The sequence below is a fragment of the Herbaspirillum sp. Her2 genome, from assembly GCF_057961375.1.
On the sequence record NZ_CM176331.1, the window covers coordinates 2,922,538 to 2,941,286 of the forward strand.

An 18,749-nucleotide genomic window follows, 5' to 3' on the forward strand; every position below is an offset into this window, starting at 1 on the left:
GCTGAAATCGGGCAAAACAAGGCAGGAAAATTCACTAAATCGCCGTGTTCACAGCAGATTTTGCGCTGGTTTGCGGACGACGAACCGGTTTTGCATCAACTTTAACTGAATTAGCTGCGAGGATTTTTCAGGATTTTCCCTAGCAGAAAGATTTCGGACGACTTGTCGCGGCTGGCCTTGGGCTTCTTCGACATCACCGTCTTGAATTCGGCCCGGAATTTGTGCACCAGTTCGTTGTAGCCGGTCCCGTTGAAACACTTGACCAGCAAAGCGCCGCCAGGTTTCATGTGCAGCTGGGCAAAATCGATGGCCAGGTCGATCAGGTACTCCACCCGCGCGGCATCGGCAATGGCCACGCCCGACAGATTGGGCGCCATGTCCGACAGCACCAGGTCGGCCTTGCGGCCCTGCAGCAAGGCTTCCAGCTGGCGTACTGGTTCGTCTTCGCGGAAGTCACCCTGAATGTAGTGCACATCCGCAATCGGATCCATCGGCAGGATGTCCAGTCCGATGATGGTGCCGTGGATGCCCCCGCCTTCAGCCCCGGCCAGCTTGTTGCGCACGTACTGGCACCAGCTGCCGGGAGTGCAGCCGAGGTCGACGATCACCTGCCCGGGCTTGATGAGGCGCTCTTCCTCATCGATTTCCTTGAGCTTGTAGGCCGCACGCGCACGATAGCCTTCCTTCTGCGCCAACTTCACATAAGGGTCGTTGATATGGTCGTGTAACCAGTTTTTGTTCAGTTTGTTCTTTGCCATTCGCGTAGAATACTGGTTTTATCTCATTGAGGGACAACTTGGCTTCGCCGAGACCTCGTCCCGAACCCGCACTCCCATGTTGAATCTGACTCCCGCCGAGCGCAGCGAACTGCGCGCCCAGGCCCATGGCTTGAACCCCGTCGTGATGGTAGGCGAAAGTGGCCTGACCGAATCCGTCATGAAGGAAATCGACAAGAGCCTGAACGCCCACGGCCTCATCAAGGTCCGCGTCTTCGGCGACGACCGCGAAGCTCGCATCGCGATCTACGAAACCATCTGCGCTGAACTCAAGGCAGCGCCGGTCCAACACATCGGCAAGCTGCTGGTGCTGTATCGCCCGCAAAAGGACGAAGGCAAGAAAGCCGCTGCCGGTGCCAAGGGCGGCCTGCGCGAAGTGACCATCGTCAAGTCGCACGCCACCAAGCGCCCTTCGGTGAGCAAGGTCATGCTCAAGGGCAATGAACGCATTACCGCCGGTGGCCTGGTCAAGAAGGCCAAGCCGCGCCAGCGCAGCACCAAAAAGTCGCTCGGCTGATCCCTCGATCGCCCGTCGCGCCGGGCTGCAGCTTGCTGCGGCCCACAAAACAGAATGCCCGCTGATGCGGGCATTTTCATTTCCGGCGTCGGTATTGCGGCAGGATCATTGCCGCATCCGCCAGGCTTGAGCGAGACGGATGCGGCGGGCTACATCAGACGTAGCGCACTTCCAGGATTTCGTATTCCTTCAGGCCCGAGGGGGCTTCCACGGCCACCACGTCACCGGCGCTCTTGCCGATCAGGGCACGGGCGATGGGCGAGGTCACCGAGACCTTCGATTCCTTGATGTCGGCTTCGTCCAGGCCCACGATCTGGTAGGTCACCTTCTCGCCGCTGTCCAGGTTTTCCAGGTCCACGGTGGAGGCGAAGACCACGCGGCCTTCGGCGTTCAGTTCGGCCGGGTCGACGATCTGGGCCGCGCCCAGCTTGCCTTCCAGGTCGGCGATACGGCCTTCGATGAAGGCCTGGCGCTCCTTGGCGGACTCGTATTCGGCGTTTTCGGACAAGTCGCCCTGCGCGCGCGCTTCGGCGATCGCATTGATGACTTCCGGACGGTCTTTTGTTTTCAAACGGTGCAATTCTTCCTTCAGAAGTTCGGCGCCACGCTTGGTAAGGGGAACTGTGCTCATAAGTCTCTTGCTCAAGGTTAGGGTTACACGGAAGACGCATCCAAGGTCCGCCGGCCGCTGAATACGCAAAAAGAGAGCCGCGCCGCCAACCTGGCGGACAAGCCTTGTTTTTACGGGAACAGTCTGGCTGGTGAACGGACCGTTGCTGCAGGATTCCGTCAGCTCTTCAACAACACGCGCTCTGACTCAGAGCCGCTAAGGACATGACGCCACGCGCAAGCCTGAATCAATGTGGCCCGATGGCGTCATGTCCTTAGCGTCCCCGGACGGATCTGCCCTGCAACATTGAACATGTTGTGGCCGCAGGGTGTCGTCCAAAAGTCAGAGAGGGCATCGATTGCTCAGATGCCCTCTTTGCCTGCCGGCGCCCATCAAACTAACGCCGGCAAAAGTAACGTGTTGTGGGTTTAGTGTATAGCTTTATGCAGGCCTTGTAAATCGTAGACGTCCAGCGCGTCCAGATGGCGCATGCCTTCCACTGCCGCTTCGGCACCGGCGATGGTGGTGAAGGTGGTCACGCGGGCCGCCAGGGCCGAAGTGCGGATCGCTCCGGAGTCGGCAATGGCGTTGCGCTTTTCTTCAACGGTGTTCACCACGAGGGCGATCTCGTTGTTCTTGACCATGTCCACGATGTGCGGACGGCCTTCCACCACCTTGTTGACGGTGGCCACGGGGATGCCGGCTGCGCTGATGGCAGCCGCCGTGCCCTTGGTGGCGACAATCGAGAAGCCCAGCCCAACCAGGTCGCGCGCCACTTGCACGGCACGCGGCTTGTCGCTGTTCTTCACCGACAGGAACACCTTGCCGGACTTCGGCAGCTTCACGCCCGCGCCCATCTGCGACTTCACGAAGGCTTCGCCGAAGGTCTTGCCCACGCCCATGACTTCACCGGTGGACTTCATTTCAGGGCCGAGGATGGTATCCACGCCCGGGAACTTGACGAACGGGAACACGGCTTCCTTGACGCTGTAGTAAGGCGGCACGACTTCGTTCTTGATGCCCTGGCTGTCCAGCGACTGGCCGACCATGCAACGCGCGGCGATCTTGGCCAGCTGCAGGCCGGTAGCCTTGGAGACGAAGGGCACGGTACGCGATGCACGCGGGTTCACTTCCAGCACGAAGACGGTATCGACGGTCTTGCCATCGACTTCACTTTGCTGAATGGCGAACTGCACGTTCATCAGGCCGACCACGTTCAGGCCCTTGGCCATCAGCGCGGTCTGGCGCTTCAGTTCTTCAATCGTTTCCTTGGACAGCGAATACGGCGGCAGCGAGCAAGCCGAGTCGCCCGAGTGCACGCCAGCCTGTTCGATGTGTTCCATCACGCCGCCGATGAAGGTACGTTCACCGTCGGAGAGGCAGTCCACATCCACTTCGATGGCATCGTTCAGGAAGCGGTCCAGCAGCACCGGAGAGTCATGCGAAACCTTGACGGCTTCACGCATGTAGCGCTCCAGGTCACGCTGCTCGTGGACGATTTCCATGGCGCGGCCACCCAGCACGTAGGACGGGCGCACCACCAACGGGTAACCGATTTCCTGTGCCAGTTGCAGCGCGTCGGCTTCGGTACGGGCGGTACGGTTGGGCGGCTGGCGCAGGCCCAGGTCCTGCAGCAGCTTCTGGAAACGCTCGCGGTCTTCGGCAGCGTCGATCATGTCGGGCGAGGTGCCGACGATGGGCACGCCATTGGCTTCCAGGTCCAGCGCCAGCTTCAGCGGGGTCTGGCCGCCGTACTGGACGATCACGCCGACCGGCTTTTCCTTGTCGACGATTTCCAGCACGTCTTCCAGCGTCACCGGCTCGAAGTACAGGCGATCGGAGGTGTCGTAGTCGGTCGAGACGGTTTCCGGGTTGCAGTTGACCATGATGGTTTCGTAACCATCGTCACGCATGGCCAGCGCGGCATGCACGCAGCAATAGTCGAATTCGATACCCTGGCCGATACGGTTCGGGCCACCGCCCAGCACCATGATCTTCTTCTTGTCGGTCGGGTTGGATTCGCACTCTTCGTCATAGGTCGAATACATGTAGGCGGTATCGGTCGAGAACTCGCCCGCACAGGTATCGACGCGCTTGAAGACCGGACGCACACCCAGCTTCTTGCGCTGTTCGCGCACGGCGGCGTCGGTGGTCTTCAGCAGCTTGGCCAGGCGGCGATCCGAGAAGCCCTTCTGCTTCAGCTGGAACAGGGTCGCCTTGTCCAGCGACTCCAGCGCCACATCCTTTTCCAGCCACAGTTCGATGTCGACGATCTCCTTGATCTGCGACAGGAACCACGGGTCGATGTGGGTCAAACCATGCACTTCTTCCAGCGAGAAGCCTTGGGCGAAGGCGTCGCCCACGTACCAGATGCGATCCGGACCGGGTTCGCCCAGTTCCTTCTCGATCAGTTCGCGGTCGGTGGTCTTTTCGTTCATGCCGTCCACGCCCACTTCCAGGCCGCGCAGGGCCTTCTGGAAGGATTCCTGGAAGGTACGGCCGATGGCCATGACTTCACCCACGGACTTCATCTGGGTCGTCAGGTGCTTGTCGGCCTGCGGGAATTTCTCGAAGGTGAAGCGCGGGATCTTGGTCACGACGTAGTCGATGGACGGCTCGAAGGACGCCGGGGTCGCGCCGCCGGTGATCTCGTTGCGCAGTTCGTCGAGGGTGAAGCCCACGGCCAGCTTGGCGGCGATCTTGGCGATCGGGAAGCCGGTCGCCTTGGAGGCCAGTGCCGAGGAACGCGAGACGCGCGGGTTCATTTCGATGACGATCATGCGGCCATCGGCCGGGTTGACCGAGAACTGCACGTTGGAGCCGCCGGTATCCACACCGATTTCACGCAGCACCGCCAGCGAGGCGTTACGCATGATCTGGTATTCCTTGTCGGTCAGCGTCTGGGCCGGCGCCACGGTGATGGAGTCACCGGTGTGCACGCCCATCGGGTCCAGGTTTTCGATGGAGCAGACGATGATGCAGTTGTCCGCCTTGTCGCGGACCACTTCCATTTCGTATTCCTTCCAGCCGATCAGCGATTCTTCGATCAGCAGTTCGGAGGTCGGCGAAGCTTCCAGGCCGCGCTTGCAGATGGTTTCGAATTCTTCGGCGTTGTAGGCGATGCCGCCGCCGGTGCCGCCCATGGTGAAGGACGGACGGATGATGACCGGGAAGCCGATGGTCTTCTGCACCGCCCACGATTCTTCCATCGTGTGCGACACGCCCGAACGAGCCGAACCCAGGCCGATCTTGGTCATGGCCTGCTTGAACTTGGAGCGGTCTTCGGCCTTGTCGATGGCTTCCGGAGTCGCACCGATCAGCTCGACCTTGTACTTGTCCAGCACGCCGTTGCGGTGCAGGTCCAGTGCGCAGTTCAGCGCGGTCTGGCCGCCCATGGTCGGCAGGATGGCGTCCGGCTTTTCCTTGGCGATGATGCGCTCGACAGCTTGCCAGGTGATCGGCTCGATGTAGGTGGCATCGGCCATTTCCGGGTCGGTCATGATGGTGGCCGGATTGCTGTTGACCAGGATGACCTTGAAACCTTCTTCACGCAGGGCCTTGCAGGCCTGGGCGCCGGAATAGTCGAATTCGCAGGCCTGGCCGATGATGATCGGGCCAGCGCCAATGATCAGGATGCTTTTGATGTCAGTACGCTTAGGCATTTTGTTTCTTCTCCATCATCGCCACGAACTTGTCGAACAGGGGAGCGATGTCATGCGGTCCAGGGGATGCTTCGGGGTGGCCCTGGAAGCAGAAAGCAGGTTTGTCGGTGCGCTCGAAGCCTTGCAGCGAGCCATCGAAGAGCGACACGTGGGTCACGCGGCAGTTGGCCGGCAGGGTCGCCTGGTCCACGGCGAAACCGTGGTTCTGCGAGGTGATCATCACCTGCTTGCTGTCCAGGTCCTGCACCGGGTGGTTGGCGCCGTGGTGGCCGAACTTCATCTTGAGGGTCTTGGCACCGGAGGCCAGGGCCATGATCTGGTGACCCAGGCAGATGCCGAAGGTCGGGATTCCGCGCTCGATCAGTTCCTTGGAGGCGGCGATGGCGTAATCACAGGGTTCCGGATCGCCAGGACCGTTGGAGAGGAAGATGCCGTCCGGATTCAGGGCCAGCGCTTCGGCGGCGGTGGCTTGTGCCGGCAGCACGGTGACCTTGCAGCCGCGCTCGGCCAGCATGCGCAGGATGTTGTACTTGACGCCGTAGTCGAAGGCGACCACGTGGAATTTCGGGGTGATCTGCTGGCCATAGCCGCGGCCCAGGCGCCATTCCGTCTCGGTCCAGTTGTAGGCCTTCCGGGTGGAAACCACCTTGGCCAGGTCCATGCCGGCCAGGCCCGGGAAGGCGCGCGCCAGTTCCAGTGCCTTGGCGGTCGCCGCAGCGATGTCAGCTTCACCGGCGACGATGGCGCCGTTCTGGGCACCCTTCTCGCGCAGGATGCGGGTCAGCTTGCGGGTATCGATGCCGGCGATGGAGACGATGTTGCCTTCCTTGAGGTAATCCGACAGCGATTGCTGGCTGCGGAAGTTCGACAGCAGGCGCGGCAGGTCCTTGATGATGAGGCCGGCGGCGTGGATCTGCGAAGCTTCGACGTCTTCACGGTTCACGCCCGTGTTGCCGATGTGCGGATAAGTGAGGGTGACGATCTGGCGGCTGTAGCTGGGGTCGGTCAGGATTTCCTGGTAGCCGGTCATCGCGGTATTGAACACGACCTCACCGGTGGTGTTGCCTGCGGCGCCGATGGAAAAACCTTGGAAGACAGACCCGTCTGCGAGCGCGAGGACGGCCGGAATCGCGGGACCGGAAAGAAGAGGCAGCAAGGGTAACTCCTGAGATTGTTACCGCCGCGGCTGGATGACCGGTAGACCTTTGCGCGCCAAACTGACCGGCGCAAACACCCCGACTCATTCGGTACGGAAGCGTGGCTGGGCCTGTTGGGAACGAGGAAGAGGAATGGGTATGCGCTACGGCGGATAAAATTGGCTAAACCGCTCGATTATAGCGCAAAAGCCTCCCTCCGGCAAATCGTAGATTGCCGAAAGTTGGCGTAAATTGCACCGAAATTGCACCGAAACAGCGTGCAAGCAAGGCGGGAACGCCGGCCGGCAAGGCCGCCGGCGTCGAAGGGAAATTACAGGCCCAGGGCAGCGATACCGGCCTTGGCGATCTGCACGTCTTCCGACGACTTCACACCGGAGACGCCGACGGCACCGACGTAATGGCCTTCAACCACCACCGGCACGCCGCCTTCGAGCAGGCCGTCCAGGCCGGGGGCGCTCAGGAAGGAGACACGGCCGTTGTTGATCATGTCTTCATAGATCTTGCTTTCGCGGCGGCCCAGGGCAGCGGTGCGCGCCTTGGCCGGGGCGATCTGCGAGGAGATCGGGGCAGCGCCGTCCATGCGCTGCAGCCACAGCAGGTGGCCACCGTCATCGACCACCGAGATGGCCACGTTCCAGTTGTTGGCACGGGCTTCGGCTTCAGCGCCGGCAGCGATCTTCTTGACGTCGTCCAGCGACAGGAACGGTTTGGTTTGCATGGTGGCTCCGATAGGCAGAAAAAATTGAACGCTGATTGTACGGCCAGAAAGTCTTTTTTGACATCCCGCCCGGCCAACTCATCTTTCACCAATAGATGAAGTTTTTTGCATCAACGCGGCCCTCTCGATCGCTTTTCTCATGCATCAAGGAAACTTTCTGCAAAAACGTAAATCATTTAGCCGAAATATTTTCCTACCCCGTGTAGGAAAAACACTGACTGGGAGAAGCCGCCAAATACCCCGCTTTTGCCCCATAAATGATTTCAGTTTGACAAGCTGGCACGAATCCAGCTTTTGACAAGCCGTAAGATTTACCTTACAGTCCCGCAATCCTATTTTGAGAGGATCCCGATGACCCTACGCCGATCTGACCGAATCCGACGACAAACCGCTCGTGCGTGCGCGCTCGCAGCCGGCCTTTGGATCAGTGCATCGGCCTATTCCGCTGACCTTTCCCTGGCAGCGCAGGATCTTCCCCCTCCCCAAGCCACCTCCCCGCAAGCCCAGCTGCTGATCAGCAAGACCAATCTTGCGATCGCCCGCCTGCAAGACATCACCAACCGCGCCTCCGAACTGGCGACCCAGGCCCTGGCCATGCTGGGCATCAATTACCGCTACGGCGGCAATTCGCCCGATACCGGCCTGGATTGCAGCGGACTGGTGCGTTACGTCTTCAAGGAAGCATGGGGCACCGACCTGCCGCGCACCTCGCTGGAAATCAGCCGCGTGGGCGAGAAGATCGGCAGCGACAACCTGCAGCCCGGCGACCTGGTGTTCTACAACACCTTGCGCCGCGGGTTCTCGCACGTGGGCATCTACCTGGGCGACGGCAAGTTCATCCACTCCCCTTCGGCCGGCGGCCAGGTGCGTATCGAGAGCATGGACGAGTCCTACTGGAAGAAGCGCTTCAATGGTGCACGCCGCATCATCGCAGGTGAAGAAGAGCAGAAATGATCACCATCGCGGTGCAGACCGCATGGCAAAAGGCCGCTGGAGACAGCGGCCTTTTTTTTTCGTTCATAGTACGGCCAAAAACGGCCAAGCCGTCAATTCCCGCCAGTCGCCATGAGCTTGAGCTTGCGCTTGATTTCCGGCATGGCAGCGGTGGCGGCCTGTTCGCCAGCCAGGATGGCCACGTTGCGGCTGGCGAAGTCGCTGCCCTTCATCGAACCCAGGCCCGGCTGCAGGACGATGTCGGCGTTCTTCAACTCATACTGGTTGATGGTCTGGCCCATGATGGCGAAGGTCTGCAGCAGCACGTCGATGGAGCTGCTGGAGGCCGCCTGCGCCTCCGGATTGGCCGAGATGTTGACCGCGATCACGAAGTCTGCCCCCCATCTGCCGTGCAAAGCGCACCGGCACCGGCGACACCAGCCCGCCATCCACATAGGTGTGGTCGCCGATCCTGACCGACTGGAACACCCCCGGCACCGCTGACGAAGCCCGCACCGCAGTGCCGGCATTGCCGCGCTGGAACAGGATGGGCTGGCCGGTGCGCAGGTCGGTGGCGACTGCGCCGAAGGGAATCTTGAATTTCTCGATGGGGACGTTGTGCACGGCCTTGTTGACGTAGTTCTGCACGCCCTCGCCCTTGAGCACGCCGCTGACCTTGGAGAACAGGGGCACCGACCAGTCCGAGATGGCGGCCTCATCCATGGCCAGCGCCAGCTTCTGCAGGGCGAAGCCATCATTGCCCGCCGCATAGAGCGCCCCGACCAGGCTGCCGGCGCTGGTGCCGGCCACCACATCGACGGTGATGCCCTGGGCTTCCAGTGCCTTGATCACGCCGATGTGGGCAAAGCCGCGCGCTGCGCCGCCGCCCAATGCCAGGCCGATCTTGATGCGGCGTGGCGTCGGTGCCGCCGTGGCGCTGGGCGCAACCGCCGTGCCGGCCGGCGTGGATCCGCTGGCCTCCACGGGCTTGTTGCCAGCACCGCCCGGCAAGAGCGACGAGGTACCGCAGGCAGAGAGAAGAAATACCGAAGCGATGGCCGCAGCCATCAAGCGAGAGGAGAGGCGCATGACGCGAGGGAAAGCAGTGACGAAGCCCGACATTGTACTGCAAGCGCCCTGCCCGTCCGGAGAGCACGGGAGGCGGTGGTGTAGAATGCGGCCCCTGGCTTTTCGATCCGGTCCGGCCCATCCAGGCATCACAGGCAGCATAGGCACATGAATATCGTCATCAACGAAGAACTGAAGCAGTACATCGATCCCCTCACCCCCAACGAGTACGCGGCGCTGGAACGCAGCCTGCTGGCCGAAGGCTGCCGCGATGCGCTGGTGCTGTGGGGCGACGTGCTCATCGATGGTCACAACCGTTACGAAATCTGCAGCAAGTACGATCTGCCTTTCAAGACGATCCAGAACGACAGCTTCGGCTCGCTGGAAGATGTGCTGCTCTGGATGATCGACAACCAGCTCGGCCGCCGCAGCGTCTCGGACTTCCAGCGCGGCATGCTGGCCCTGCGCAAGCGCGACATCATCGCCGCCCGCACCAAGGCTGAGGCCACGCCAGCGAAAAACATCAGCACTGAAGAGAACGAAGGCGCAGCTGCCAGCGATGCGCCTGCGACCAGTGACGATCCCTGGCACGCCGACGACAACACCGGCCGCATCAAGACTCGCGAAGACATCGCCCGCGCCGCCGGCATCAGCAGCGCCACCATCGGCCAGATCGACCGCATCCGCAAGACGGCCGCGCCCGAGCTGGTGGAAGCAGTGCGCAATGGTGCCATCTCCATCAATGCCGCCGCCGCCGTGGCGACCCTGCCCAGCGAGGCGCAGGTCAGCGCTGTGGCCGGGGGCAAGAAGGAATTGCGCGAAGCCGCCAAGAAGGTGCGCGAACAGAAAGCCGCCACCCGCACCCCGCGCGCACCCAAGCCCGATGAGGCGATCACGGAAAACGCCATCCCGCTGGTGGAGGGCCAGGAAAACGAACTCACTGCCACCCTGCGCCGCGAAATCGCTGCCCTGCAGTCGCACGTGAGCCGCCTGTCGGAAGAGAACCAGGGCCTGCGCGCCGAACTGGCCCTGCTCAAGGGCGCCGCTCCGCAGCAGGACTGAAGCGCCCTCTTTCATGGCCACCTTCACCATCGCCCGGCGCGCCGAGATCGAACTGGAGATCCGCAAGAGCCGCTTCATCGGCATCGTCACGCCGGTGCCCGGCCGCGAAGCCGCCATGCAGGAAATCGCGCGAATGCGCGATGCCCATCGCAGCGCCACCCATGTCTGCTGGGCATTGATGGCCGGGGGCCAGTCCGGCATGTCCGACGATGGCGAACCGTCAGGAACGGCGGGACGCCCGATGCTGGAAGTGCTGCGCCACCACGAGCTCGATGGCGTGCTGGCCATGGTGGTGCGTTACTACGGTGGCGTCAAACTCGGCGCAGGCGGTCTGGTGCGCGCCTATACCGAGGCGATTGCGACTGCGCTCAAGAGTACCGAGCGCACCGAACGCGTGGCCCAAGCCGAGATCGAGATCGGCGTGGTCTATTCCGCCGAGCCGCAGCTGCGCCACTGGCTGGCCCAGCAGAAATACGAATTGCTGGACAGCCGCCACGACACCCTGGCCCATCTTCACCTGCGCTTGCCCGAAGCGGCGCTGTCGCAGGCCGAGGAGGCCATTCGCCGGCTCTCTTCGAACGCCGAGATCAAGCGCATCATCTGATCCATCCGCGCCCGCCGTGCCGCTTCGGGCGGACGCGACCACAGCATGTCGAATTCCGCCACGAGCAGGTGGTAGTCGATTTCCGTCAACGGTGTTGAAGCATTCATGCCACCCTCACCGGTCCCGCGCCACACTGCGCGCCACGAAGATCGCCAGTGCCGGTGCCAGCGTGAACAGCGCCAGCAATACCCAGGCTGCGCGCGCAGTGGCCTCTGCCCCGCCCGCTCCCAGCCCGGCCTGATTGGCCACCAGTCCCGCCAGTGCCGCCCCCAGCGCCATGGCAAACAATTGCACCGTCGTGATGGCCGACGAGGTCAGGTTCTCTTCGCCGGGCTGCGCCGCATGCAGCGCACGGGCCACCAGATGCGGCCAGCCCATGCCGATGCCCAGGCCCGTCGCCCCCAGCGCCAGCACGATCAGGCCATCGGCCAGCGCGCCAGCGGGCAGCCATTGCGCCGGCATCAAGAACGCCAGCAGCGCCATGCCCAGCGTCATCATGCAGGGGCCGAGCCGGATCATGCGCAAGGCCGCGCGTCCGCTCAGACCCGAACCGCCCAGCGAACCCAGGCTCCAGCCCGCTGCCATGGCCGCCGTCGCATAGCCGGCGCCCAGCGGGTCGTAGCCATGCAAGCCCTGCAGGAAATACGGCAGGAAGATTTCCACGCAACTGCCCATGACCAGCAAGGCAATGCAAGCCATCACCCCGCCCATCACCGTGCGCGGCCGATAAGCCGCGTGCGGCAACAGGTTCGCGCGATGGCCCAGGTCGATGCGCGCCATCCACACAGCCAGCAACACTCCCGCCAGCACGCAGGCCGAGGCCAGCCAGTCATCGTCGGCCTGTGCGGCCAGCGCTACCAGCACTACCGATGACGCCAGCAAGGCGATGCGTCCGAGCGGCACGGCCTGCGCCGGGCCGCTCGCGCTGCGCACCGTCGCCGGCCCCAATTGCCGCCACACCAACCAGGCCTGTGCGGCAAGCAAGGGCAACAAGGCAAAGAATGCCACGCGCCAATGGCCGCTGGCGGCAAACAGGCCACCGACGGCGGGCCCCAGCAAGGTCGAGACACCCCACATGCCGGACACCAGCGCGATGGCACGCGGCCACATGCGCGGCTCGAACACCAGCGGGATCAGGGCATACGCCAGCGCCGCCAGCAGACCGCCGCCGATGCCCTGCACCGCCCGCCCCGCCAGCATCCATCCCATGCTGCCTGCGCTGCCGCACAGCAAGGCGCCGCTGCCGAACAGCGCCAGTGCCATCAGGTAGGTGGCGCGCGCGCCCAGCGCCCCCATGAGCTTGCCGGTCAAGGCGGAACCGGCGATGGAGGCGGCCACGAAGAGCGTCACGTTCCAGGCGTAATACGCCAGGCCGCCAATATCCCGCACCACGGAGGGCAGGATGGTAGTGACGATGTGCACGTTGATCGCATACAGGGCGACCCCACCGGTCAGCGCGACGGCGCGCCAGCGGTGCGGGCCCAGCAGTTCACCCCAGCCGGCCGCAGCGGTTGCGGCGCCTGGGGAAAGGGATGAGGTGGAAGAACGGGTCATGGCAACAGGCCTTTCTGAATGCAGCGGACACGATGCGTGGCCCGGGACCGCATCGACAAGGATGGGACACCGGGATATTATGCAAGTCAATTCTTGCTTAATTACCGCAAATGGTAAGAGCAATTTTTTAATTAAACAAGTAAACACTTGGAAAATATCATGCGCGATGAAAGCTCTGCTGCCGACACCGGCCCCAGCACGGCCGAACGTCTCCTGCTGCGCCTGAAGACACGCGGACCGGCGTCCACCGCCGAGCTGGCAGGCGAACTGCAGATCACGCCCGAGGCAGCGCGCCAGCAATTGCAGAAGCTGGCGGCCGAAGGCCTGATCTGCCCGCGCCAGATCCAGACTACCGTGCGGGCCGGAAGGCCGCGCCAGGACTGGGAGTTGACCGGTGCCGGCCATCGCCGCTTTCCCGATACCCACGCCCAGCTGACAGTGCAGTTGATCGGCTCGATCCGCCAGCTCTTTGGCGAACCCGGCCTGCACAAGCTGATCGACCAGCGCGAGCAGGACATGCGTGCGGACTACCTGCTGCAGTGCGACGGGATCACGGCACCCGGCAAGCGCCTGCAGCGGCTGGCCGAGCTGCGCACCGCCGAGGGCTACATGGCACGGGTGGAAAAGCAAGGAAGGGATTGGTTGCTGATCGAAGACCACTGTCCCATCTGCGCCGCCGCCAGCACTTGCCAGGGATTTTGCCGTTCGGAGCTGCAGCTCTTCGGCGAGGTGCTGGGCGAGGAGTTCGCCATCACCCGGGAGGAGCATCTGCCCGCAGGCGGCCGGCGCTGCGTCTATCGTATCCGGCGCTTGCCCGCGCGCTGAAACGCGGGACTGCCGACACGGCCGGAAATGTGCGAAGATCGCGCTCGCCGCGCCGCCTCGGGGGAGGCCGCACGGCCATCGTCACCATGCCACCGTACCAACGCCAGGGGAAGCCATGCCGCCAGACCAGAGTGATTTCGATCCCGTACTCTTCATCAAGGATGGGCCGTCAACGCCCTTGCTCGATCCCGTACGATATCCGTACATGCTCAATCAAAGGGGCGTGGGCAGCCAGAGCGAGACCGCCGTGGGCGAGCTCATCACGCTGGCACCGGAAGCGCCGGCCCTTGAACGCGGTGCGACCTACCGCGACATCGCCCATTGGCAGCGCACCGTCACACCCAAGGACTGGCCCTCTTACGAGATTACCGAATTCGATTTCCGTGTTCCCGAGGTGCGCTATGAGCCCCTGCCATCCACCCCGGAGAACGCCCAGGCTTTCGGCGCGACCCTGTTGCGCGACGGCCAGTGCCTGCACTTTCCCTTCGACAACCTGGTGATGGCCGACTACACCTATGGCAAGTGGGCCGGCTATGAATCGCCCTACCTGGGCGATGGCCGCAGCCGCGAGCTGCTGACCTGGAATGCCACCGATCTGGAGTATCACGATTTCGCGCACATCTTCTTTTCGCGCGGACCCGAACCGCTGGTGATCACGGTGGCGCGCTGGCGTCCTTACGTCAATGAAATCAGCCTGGCCGACCTGTGGGTGGAACCGGGCGATGCCCTGGTGATCCCGCCCAAGCGCATGGCCCCGCCGCCCACGCCGGGCATGAGCGAAGAGGAGAAGCGCCTGCTGGTGGTGGACATGCACAACAACCGCAATTCAGCCCAGGCCTGCCGCCGCTGTGACGGCCCGCCCGGCCTGTTCACGGTCACGGTGCTGGCCGATGCGGCGGTGATGTCGGCACCGCTGACCCGCCCTTATTATCACGAAGAAAAACAGCCGACCTGGCACGGCATGCTGCGTTAGGGCCTCTTCCGCTTTACTGCTGGCCCAGCTCCCGGTAAAGATCATTGGCCCGCATCAGGTGCGCGCGCATGGCGTCGGCGGCGGCATCGCCGTCATGCGCGGCAATGGCGTCGACGATGCGCTGGTGCTCGGCCAGGGTCAGTTCCTCCGCGCCGGGGGCGCGCACCAGGGTGGTGTAGAACTCGCTGGCCCAACGGAACATCGACTCCACCACCGAGGGGAAGATGGGGTTGCCGCTGATGTCGGCGATCTCGCGATGGAAAGCCATGTCGCGTTCGATGAATTCCTCCAGGTTGACCATCGAGGCGCGGTGTGCGGCAATGGCCTCGCGCAGGCGCGCGACCTGCTCCTCGGTGGCGCGTTCGGCGGCCATGCGGGCGGTGCTGGTTTCCAGGAAAACGCGCGCTTCCTTCATATGCCTGAGCATGTCCGGCTTGGTACGCAAGAGATGCTGGGCACCGGCCGCGATCTGGGCGATCAGGCGGTCGGCCGTGGGATCAACCACGCGCGCCCGTTCACCATGGGCAATTTCCACGAAGCCGGAACGCTCCATGGCCTGCAGCGCTTCGCGCACGGCCGGACGGCCCACGCCGTACTGGTCCATCAGGTCGCGTTCGGAAGGCAGCTGGGAACCCGCCGGGAATTCCCCTTGATGAATGCGCGCCATCAGGCGCTCCAGGACTTCCTGGTATAACTTGCGTCGCTGTATCGGTTCCGGCATGGCTGCACTGTCTCAATTGTAGGTTTCGTTGGACGCGCACTCTACCACAATCCCGCGCCAGCACTGTGATTGCGGCCGTCCAACCAACCTCTTCTTTCAGCTGCGCCGGCCCTCCAGCACGTCGCCGAAGAAGCTGCGTGCGCCGACCTGCCCCCCCTTGAGTACCAGCTCCAGTCCGTCGCGTCCCGGATGATCCGACCATGCCCGGCACAAGGGGGCCCCCGGTGCCAGTCCGGCACAGACCGACAGCGCGGCAATATCGAGCGCACTGGCTACCTCGCCCGAGCTGTCGCCGCCGGCAATGGCGATGCGTTGCAGGGGGCTCGCTTCGAGCAGGCGGCGCATGGTGGCCGCCAGTGCCATGCCTACCTTTTGCGCTGCCTCCGGTCGCGTCAGCCCGGCAGCCGCCGCAATCCCGTCAAAGCCGCTCACGCAGGGATCGTCCGGCCCTTCCGCCGAAAACACCAGGGGACTGCGCCGTTCCCGCAGCGCCGCCACGGCGGCCGCGACCAGCCGTGCCAGTTCCGCCTCACGCGTGGCCTCGGACAAGACCGCCGGCAGGTCCATGCGCAGGCACGCGAACCCGTGTTCGCGCGCCCAGCCGATCTGCCCTGCAGTGACCGGCGAGCAGCTGCCGCTGACCGCTGCGATCACCGGCACCGGGCCCGCCTGCGGCAGTCCGGCCTGAGGGGAGATCCAGCCACGCGCACGCCAGTAGGCGGTGAGCGCGTATTGCAATCCGGACGATGAGGCCGTGAAGACGCCCGCCCCGCGCTCTTCCCAGACCAGCCGCCCGGCTTCGCGCAGGGTCTCCTCATCGAGGACATCGATCATCACCACCGGCACATCCTTGCCACGCAAGGAAGGCATGCGCGCATGCGCGGCCTGGCCCCCCTCGCGCAACTGCAGCATGTCCACCAATTCGATGCGGCGTGCCGTCTGGTGCCGCAGATGGCGGCGCAAATCGGCCTCGTCCATGAGCGTGACGGGATGACGGGCCATGGTGGGATGGCGATCGAGCCGGTGGCCCTCACCGTCAACGGCCGCAAACAGGTTCCCGAAGACTTGATAGCGCTTCAGCCGTGGCGCCCCCACGATCATGGGGGAGAAATCGCCCGCCATGTGGCGCACGCCCAGATCGATGGCGCGGCCAATGGAGCCGATGGCCGGCGAGGAATCAAAGGTGGAGCACACCTTGTACTGCATCAGCGGCGCGCGCAGCGAGGCCAGCGCGGCAAATGGGGCGGGCAGATGTTCGTCCATCCACTGCGGCGAACGTCCGCGCGAGGCCCCCGCGATGCCGATGCAGCGCGCCTCGGGAAAGCGAGCCAGCAGCGACGCATCGGGCGTCCGCAAAAACAGTACCGTGGACAGGCCGGCCGCGGTCATCACCTCCATGGCATCGGTGGAGCCGGTGAAATCATCGCCGTAATACGCCAGCAGCAAACCCGGCGGCAGGCCGTCGTGATCGGGCAGCAGGCTCATTTCCAGAACTCCAGCGCCGCCTGCAAGGCCGGATGCTTGCCCGCATGCTGCCGCAGCGGCACGCCTTCGACGGCCGCCACCCAGGCCTCGCGCAGCGCCTGCACACCAGCGGCCACGCCTTGCGGATGGCCGAAGATGCCGCCACCGGCGGTATGGATCAGGTCGGCGCAGCCGATGGCCGCATAGGTATCGGCCGCCTGCAGGCCGGTCTGGCCCGAGCTGAACACCGGCATGGTACTGACCATCTCCACCCCCGGCACCACCGGCTGCAGTACCGAGCGCGCAGCGGCAACGACGCTGTCGTCCGGTTCGCTGAACTTGTTGCGCAAGCCATTGACGTGCATGTGGTCGGCCCCGGCAAGTCGCCACAGCTGCTGCCACGGTGCGTAGTCCCAGCCCAGTTGCGGGCTGCGCGTGAGATAGCCCCAGCCGGCGCGGTGCGCATGGATCGGCAACTGCGCATGGCGGCGCAATTCCTGCAAGCCGACCAGGCCGATGGAGTTCAGCACCGCCATCACGCAGGTACCGCCTTCGGCCAGGACCAGGTCGTGGCGGCGGCGCATCTGATCGAGGTCGCCGGTCAGGTTGAAGGCCACCATCACCTTCTTGCCGGTGCGCTCGGCGTGCTCATTGACCACCCGCATCACCGCGCGCACCCGCTCATCGAAGGGACAGCGGCCCCCATCGGCCTGCAATTCATCATCCTTGATGAAGTCGATGCCACCGGCCACCAGTGCGCGCACCTGCTCGACCGTCTCCTCGACCGACAAGCCGATGCTGGGCTTGATGATGGTGCCGATCAGCGGACCGTGGGTCACGCCGGTCAGCTTGCGCGTCCCGGCGATGCCGAAGGCGGGGCCGGGATAGGCCTCCACGAAAGCGCGCGGCAAGCGCAGCCCGGTCAGGCGCAAGCCCGAGACCTGGCGCAGTTCGAACAGGTTGCCGGCCACCGTGGACATCAGGTTGGGCAGCGAGGCGCCGGTGTTTTCCAGCGGCCAGGACAGTTCCAGCCGGCACTGCGTATAGCGCGCGGCGGGCATGCCGCCGGGCAGGCTGGGCGTGGTGCTGTGGCCAAGAATCTCCAGCTGTTCCACCCGCGCGCCGGAGCGCTCCTTCAGGGCGGGCGTTTCGGTGGCCAGGGCCACGAAGGTGCCGCTGGATTGTTCGCCCGCGATGACCTCGGCCGCGCGGGCCGGATCGTCGCCGGTTTCCAGCCAGTAGCTGGCGTAGATGCGTTCCATGCGCGCTCCTGGTCAGGTGATGCGGCGGATGCTCTCGGCGATCTCGTCGTGCTCGAAAACCTTGAGCCAGTCATCGCGCAAGAGGCGCGGCAAGCCGTTCTGGATGGCCTTGTTGCAGGCATCCGAAAACGCGCCCGGGATTTCCTTGAAGATCACCGCGCCTAGGATATTCATGTGGCCCAGCAGGAAGTCGCGCGCGGCCTCTTCCGGTACGCCCCGGCGCACGGTCTCGTCCATGGCCTGCTTCATCGCGTAGAGCAACGTGGCGCAGACCGTTTCCGACAGCCCCGGCTCGAGGATGGCCATCTGTTCCACGGTCAGGCGATAGCTGCGCAGGATCGGCTGGTAGATCACCTTGGCCACGTCTTCCCCGAGATCGAAGGCCGACTCCGGTCCCTGCATCAGGGCACTGGTGATCGATTGCCGGGCCGCGCCGCCACCGAAGAAATCGCGCCGTCCTTCGGCCGTGGTTTCATCGTTGAAGATGGGCGGATGGCAGGGGTGCGCCACGAAGTAGACCAGGTCCGGCCGGTCCGGCAGGTGGCCGGCGAAGGGCGCAGCGGCGTCCAGGGTCATCACCATCACACCGGCGCGCAGCTTGGGCGAGATCTCGGCGGCAATCCTGCCGATCAGGGTATCGGGCACGGCCAGGATGACCACGTCCACATTGTCCAGCGCGGCATCGATGCTGACGCACTCGACACCGACTTCGTCGCGCAGGCGCTGCTGGCCGGCTGCACTCACTTCCACGTGAGCCACGCGGTAGTCGGATTTCTTCAGGTTCTTCGCCAGGCGCACGCCCATCTTGCCGCCTGCGCCGAAGAGTGCAATTTTTTCCTTCAT

16 protein-coding genes and 1 pseudogene are annotated in these 18,749 nt (G+C 64.0%); 6 read left to right on the top strand and 11 right to left on the bottom strand.

Going from position 1 to position 18,749, the window contains the following annotated elements; genetic code table 11:
* Positions 1-110: 110 nt before the first annotated feature.
* Positions 111-758, bottom strand: coding sequence for an RlmE family RNA methyltransferase (locus ACWHXP_RS13290; protein WP_034340369.1), 648 nt, complete (start codon positions 756-758; stop codon positions 111-113).
* Positions 759-834: 76 nt separating this feature from the next.
* On the opposite strand from ACWHXP_RS13290, the gene yhbY reads away from it, so the two are divergent.
* Positions 835-1,293 carry a ribosome assembly RNA-binding protein YhbY gene (gene yhbY, locus ACWHXP_RS13295; RefSeq protein ID WP_034340366.1) on the top strand — a complete coding sequence of 153 codons (459 nt, stop codon included), beginning with the start codon at positions 835-837 and terminating at the stop codon, positions 1,291-1,293.
* 154 nt (positions 1,294-1,447) lie between these two features.
* On the opposite strand, the gene greA is transcribed toward yhbY, so the two are convergent.
* The 4 genes from greA to ACWHXP_RS13315 all read right to left on the bottom strand — a co-directional run bounded on the left by greA (position 1,448) and on the right by ACWHXP_RS13315 (position 7,440).
* Entirely contained in the window at positions 1,448-1,924 is a 477-nt protein-coding gene (greA, locus tag ACWHXP_RS13300) for a transcription elongation factor GreA (protein ID WP_013233401.1), read from the bottom strand.
* A 407-nt stretch (positions 1,925-2,331) separates the two neighbouring features.
* Positions 2,332-5,565 (bottom strand): carbamoyl-phosphate synthase large subunit, encoded by a 3,234-nt coding sequence (gene carB, locus ACWHXP_RS13305; protein WP_489635787.1) that lies wholly within the window; start codon positions 5,563-5,565, stop codon positions 2,332-2,334.
* Positions 5,558-6,721 carry a glutamine-hydrolyzing carbamoyl-phosphate synthase small subunit gene (carA, locus tag ACWHXP_RS13310; protein WP_008326829.1) on the bottom strand — a complete coding sequence of 388 codons (1,164 nt, stop codon included), beginning with the start codon at positions 6,719-6,721 and terminating at the stop codon, positions 5,558-5,560. Before carA ends, carB begins: the two co-directional genes overlap by 8 nt.
* Before the next feature lie 311 nt (positions 6,722-7,032).
* The gene (locus tag ACWHXP_RS13315) at positions 7,033-7,440 is read right to left on the bottom strand and encodes a GlcG/HbpS family heme-binding protein (RefSeq protein WP_034338629.1); all 408 of its coding nucleotides are present in this window, start codon (positions 7,438-7,440) and stop codon (positions 7,033-7,035) included.
* Positions 7,441-7,791: 351 nt separating this feature from the next.
* Here ACWHXP_RS13315 and ACWHXP_RS13320 point away from each other — a divergent pair, with 351 nt between their 5' ends.
* The gene (locus tag ACWHXP_RS13320; protein WP_039788715.1) at positions 7,792-8,394 is read left to right on the top strand and encodes a C40 family peptidase; all 603 of its coding nucleotides are present in this window, start codon (positions 7,792-7,794) and stop codon (positions 8,392-8,394) included.
* A 92-nt stretch (positions 8,395-8,486) separates the two neighbouring features.
* On the opposite strand, the pseudogene ACWHXP_RS13325 reads toward ACWHXP_RS13320, so the two are convergent.
* Positions 8,487-9,462: pseudogene (locus ACWHXP_RS13325) on the bottom strand (patatin-like phospholipase family protein).
* A 147-nt stretch (positions 9,463-9,609) separates the two neighbouring features.
* Between ACWHXP_RS13325 and ACWHXP_RS13330 the strand changes: the two are divergent.
* Both ACWHXP_RS13330 and ACWHXP_RS13335 read left to right on the top strand, forming a co-directional pair.
* On the top strand, positions 9,610-10,503 hold the full coding sequence (locus tag ACWHXP_RS13330) for a ParB N-terminal domain-containing protein (RefSeq protein WP_489635786.1): 894 nt from the start codon (positions 9,610-9,612) through the stop codon (positions 10,501-10,503).
* 13 nt (positions 10,504-10,516) lie between these two features.
* Entirely contained in the window at positions 10,517-11,107 is a 591-nt protein-coding gene (locus tag ACWHXP_RS13335; RefSeq protein ID WP_034338619.1) for an IMPACT family protein, read from the top strand.
* 114 nt (positions 11,108-11,221) lie between these two features.
* On the opposite strand, the gene ACWHXP_RS13340 is transcribed toward ACWHXP_RS13335, so the two are convergent.
* Positions 11,222-12,661 (bottom strand): MFS transporter, encoded by a 1,440-nt coding sequence (locus ACWHXP_RS13340; RefSeq protein ID WP_489635785.1) that lies wholly within the window; start codon positions 12,659-12,661, stop codon positions 11,222-11,224.
* 159 nt (positions 12,662-12,820) lie between these two features.
* Between ACWHXP_RS13340 and ACWHXP_RS13345 the strand changes: the two genes are divergently transcribed.
* Positions 12,821-13,486 (top strand): helix-turn-helix transcriptional regulator, encoded by a 666-nt coding sequence (locus ACWHXP_RS13345; RefSeq protein ID WP_489635784.1) that lies wholly within the window; start codon positions 12,821-12,823, stop codon positions 13,484-13,486.
* Between the two features lie 205 nt (positions 13,487-13,691).
* Positions 13,692-14,459: a hypothetical protein gene (locus tag ACWHXP_RS13350; protein ID WP_489635783.1), complete on the top strand. Its 768-nt coding sequence runs from the start codon at positions 13,692-13,694 to the stop codon at positions 14,457-14,459.
* A gap of 13 nt (positions 14,460-14,472) precedes the next feature.
* Here ACWHXP_RS13350 and ACWHXP_RS13355 read toward each other — a convergent pair whose 3' ends face one another.
* From ACWHXP_RS13355 to ACWHXP_RS13370, 4 genes are all read right to left on the bottom strand, one after another.
* On the bottom strand, positions 14,473-15,180 hold the full coding sequence (locus ACWHXP_RS13355) for a transcriptional regulator NanR (protein WP_121038190.1): 708 nt from the start codon (positions 15,178-15,180) through the stop codon (positions 14,473-14,475).
* Between the two features lie 96 nt (positions 15,181-15,276).
* Entirely contained in the window at positions 15,277-16,665 is a 1,389-nt protein-coding gene (gene oiaK, locus ACWHXP_RS13360; RefSeq protein WP_489635782.1) for a 3-oxo-isoapionate kinase OiaK, read from the bottom strand.
* The gene (locus ACWHXP_RS13365) at positions 16,662-17,906 is read right to left on the bottom strand and encodes a ribulose-bisphosphate carboxylase large subunit family protein (protein ID WP_121038184.1); all 1,245 of its coding nucleotides are present in this window, start codon (positions 17,904-17,906) and stop codon (positions 16,662-16,664) included. The genes oiaK and ACWHXP_RS13365 overlap by 4 nt, the downstream gene beginning before the upstream one ends.
* A gap of 12 nt (positions 17,907-17,918) precedes the next feature.
* Positions 17,919-18,749, bottom strand: coding sequence for a phosphogluconate dehydrogenase C-terminal domain-containing protein (locus ACWHXP_RS13370; RefSeq protein ID WP_034340448.1), 831 nt, complete (start codon positions 18,747-18,749; stop codon positions 17,919-17,921).

What these genes read in the sequence shown, in the direction of transcription:
- oiaK (WP_489635782.1), bottom strand. Translation starts at nt 16,665, where the DNA reads ATGAGCCTGCTGCCCGATCACGACGGCCTGCCGCCGGGTTTGCTGCTG.
- ACWHXP_RS13345 (WP_489635784.1), top strand. Translation starts at nt 12,821, where the DNA reads ATGCGCGATGAAAGCTCTGCTGCCGACACCGGCCCCAGCACGGCCGAA.
- carB (WP_489635787.1), bottom strand. Translation starts at nt 5,565, where the DNA reads ATGCCTAAGCGTACTGACATCAAAAGCATCCTGATCATTGGCGCTGGC.
- ACWHXP_RS13370 (WP_034340448.1), bottom strand. Translation starts at nt 18,749, where the DNA reads ATGAAGGAAAAAATTGCACTCTTCGGCGCAGGCGGCAAGATGGGCGTG.
- ACWHXP_RS13355 (WP_121038190.1), bottom strand. Translation starts at nt 15,180, where the DNA reads ATGCCGGAACCGATACAGCGACGCAAGTTATACCAGGAAGTCCTGGAG.
- ACWHXP_RS13350 (WP_489635783.1), top strand. Translation starts at nt 13,692, where the DNA reads ATGCTCAATCAAAGGGGCGTGGGCAGCCAGAGCGAGACCGCCGTGGGC.
- ACWHXP_RS13330 (WP_489635786.1), top strand. Translation starts at nt 9,610, where the DNA reads ATGAATATCGTCATCAACGAAGAACTGAAGCAGTACATCGATCCCCTC.
- ACWHXP_RS13320 (WP_039788715.1), top strand. Translation starts at nt 7,792, where the DNA reads ATGACCCTACGCCGATCTGACCGAATCCGACGACAAACCGCTCGTGCG.
- ACWHXP_RS13340 (WP_489635785.1), bottom strand. Translation starts at nt 12,661, where the DNA reads ATGACCCGTTCTTCCACCTCATCCCTTTCCCCAGGCGCCGCAACCGCT.
- ACWHXP_RS13315 (WP_034338629.1), bottom strand. Translation starts at nt 7,440, where the DNA reads ATGCAAACCAAACCGTTCCTGTCGCTGGACGACGTCAAGAAGATCGCT.
- yhbY (WP_034340366.1), top strand. Translation starts at nt 835, where the DNA reads ATGTTGAATCTGACTCCCGCCGAGCGCAGCGAACTGCGCGCCCAGGCC.
- greA (WP_013233401.1), bottom strand. Translation starts at nt 1,924, where the DNA reads ATGAGCACAGTTCCCCTTACCAAGCGTGGCGCCGAACTTCTGAAGGAA.
- ACWHXP_RS13365 (WP_121038184.1), bottom strand. Translation starts at nt 17,906, where the DNA reads ATGGAACGCATCTACGCCAGCTACTGGCTGGAAACCGGCGACGATCCG.
- ACWHXP_RS13290 (WP_034340369.1), bottom strand. Translation starts at nt 758, where the DNA reads ATGGCAAAGAACAAACTGAACAAAAACTGGTTACACGACCATATCAAC.
- ACWHXP_RS13335 (WP_034338619.1), top strand. Translation starts at nt 10,517, where the DNA reads ATGGCCACCTTCACCATCGCCCGGCGCGCCGAGATCGAACTGGAGATC.